Genomic DNA, 2311 nt, shown 5'->3' with positions numbered 1-2311 from the left:
TCCTGGGCCTGACCCACGTCGCCTTGATCTTTGACGGCATCATCTTTCTGCCCAACATGATCGGCAAGGCCACCAAAACCCCGCCTGAGCAGGTGGCCTTCGTCACCTTTGCCACCCTGGTGGTGGCCGCCCTTGGCACGGCCGTCCAGGCGCTGCGGGTCGGCCGACTCGGGTGCGGCTTCGTTCTGTTTTTGGGCTCCTATTCGGCCTTTCTGGCCTGCACTCTGGACGCCGTCAATCTGGGCGGGCTGGAGCTCATGGCCACCATGACCCTTCTTTGCGCTCCGGTGGTCTTTTTCTACTCGTATTTTCTGCGGTTCTTGCGCCATATCGTCACCCCCCAGGTGGGCGGGGTGATGATTCTCCTGGGGGCCCTGAGCCTCATGCCCATCGCCATCGAACTCTGGCAGGGCGGCAGCCCGGACAATCCGGGTTTCGGGTCCCCCCAGAACTATCTGGTCGGGCTTGTGACCATGGCCGTTCTGGTTCTGCTCATGCTCTTCGGCAACGGACCTCTGCGCCTTATGACCCCTATCTTGGGTCTGGCTGCCGGATGCCTGACGGCGGCCCTGTTCGGGCTCTACAGGTTCGAGCATGTTCTGATCGCCCCGTGGTTCGGTCTGCCCAGCGGTACATGGCCCGGGCTGAGTCTGGACATCGGCCTGGAGCATCTCCCCCTGCTGGCGGCCTTTGTCATGGCCGCCCTGGTCAGCGCCATGGAGGGGACCGGCAACATCATGCTCCTTCAGCAGATATCCCTGCGCCGGTTCCGAAAGGTGGACTACCGACGGGTCCAGCACGGCCTCTATGCCGACTCCCTGTCCAAGTGTCTGGCCGGGCTGGCCGGAGGCGCGCCCGTGGCCACCTTCTGCGACAACATTCCGCTTCTGAAGATGACCCGGGTGGCTTCCCGCCGCATCGGCCTGGCCGGGGCCGGCATCCTTCTCTGCCTTGCCTTTCTGCCCAAGGTCTCCGGATTTCTCCTGGACCTTCCGCCGGCGGTCATCGGCGGGACCCTGGTGGTCGTCTGCGCCATGCTCTTCTTTGCCGGATTCGGACTAGTCTTCCGCTCTGGCATGGGCTTCCAGTCCGGCCTCATCCTCGGTCTGGCCCTCTGCGCCGGGCTGGTGGCCGAGTCCCGGGAATTTTTTCCCCAGGTCATGCCTGTGGCCCTGGCCCCCATGCTCCAGAACGGGGTGGCCATGGGTGGATTCACGGCCATCTTTCTCAGTACCCTGCTGGCCCTTTTTCCCAAGTCCAAGGAAATCTTCATTCTCCACCCAAGGCCAAGTCAGATGCCCGAACTTTTGGACCGCCTGGAAAAAACCCGCCACAGGCTGAAGATCCCGGACCAGGCCTTTCACCGCCTCCGCTTGGCCTGCGAGGAGACCTTCGCCCACCTCATCGCCAGCTGCCCGGCCGGCACCCCCTGCCGGTTCCTCGTCCAGCGCCAGGAAGAAGGAATCTTCGTCGAAATCGTCTCCAACGAAGACGTTGACGAGGATATCGACCAATATGTCCGGCCTTTCAACGCCCTGTGCGCCGACGAAAAAGAACTGGGCCGCCTGGGCCTCATCCTCCTTGGCCGCTCGGCCCGGGAGGTCCAGCACATCAGCATCTCCGGGTACACCTACCTTTCATTCCTGATCGATACCTGAGGGGGGCGGCCTCCGGAAATAGCTCCGAAGAATGGGAATGCACTCCCATCGAACGGCCTTTTTTTTGGGAATGCAATCCCATCTCTGCCGTGCCAAATCCCAATGCCGCCTGATCGACCCTTGAATCATCCAGGCTTCGAGTGTAAGGCCCCATCCATGGCCACCATCATTGCCATCCACTCCTTTCGCGGCGGCACGGGCAAATCCAACACCACAGCGGCCCTGGCCGCCCTCCTGGCCGGAGACGGCTACCGGGTGGCCGTGGTGGACACGGACATCCAGTCTCCGGGCATCCATGTCCTCTTCGGCCTGGACCCGGACGACCAGGGCGCGACCCTGAACGACTTCCTCTGGGGCAAATGCGAAATCGCCCGGACGGCCCGGGACGTCACCACTATCGTCGGACCGGAGGTCAGAGGCCGGCTTTTCCTCGTGCCTTCCAGCATCCGGGCCGGGGACATCGCCCGGGTCCTCCACTACGGCTACGACGTCAACCTTCTGCGCGACGGCTGTCTGGAACTCATCGACAAGCTGGATCTGGACTTTTTGTTCATCGACACCCACCCCGGCCTGAACGAGGAGACCCTCATGTCCGTCGCCGTGGCCGACGTGCTCCTCATCATCCTCCGGCCCGACCAGCAGGACTACCAGGG

At 63.0% G+C, this 2311-nt stretch carries 2 protein-coding genes; both read left to right on the top strand.

Translation table 11 applies throughout. The features are described from left to right. The coding region (locus EOM25_14125) for a hypothetical protein (GenBank protein NCC26311.1) at positions 1 to 1658 on the top strand (1658 nt) is incomplete at its 5' end. A gap of 156 nt (positions 1659 to 1814) precedes the next feature. Then, positions 1815 to 2311 (top strand): MinD/ParA family protein (locus EOM25_14120; protein ID NCC26310.1); only part of this gene is annotated, 497 nt, incomplete at its 3' end.

The sequence above is a fragment of the Deltaproteobacteria bacterium genome (genome assembly GCA_009929795.1).
Taxonomy (GTDB): Bacteria; Desulfobacterota; Desulfovibrionia; order Desulfovibrionales; family Desulfomicrobiaceae; genus RZZR01.
The sequence above is the reverse complement of the archived record's forward strand: the minus strand, read 5'-3'. Positions and strand labels throughout refer to the sequence as shown.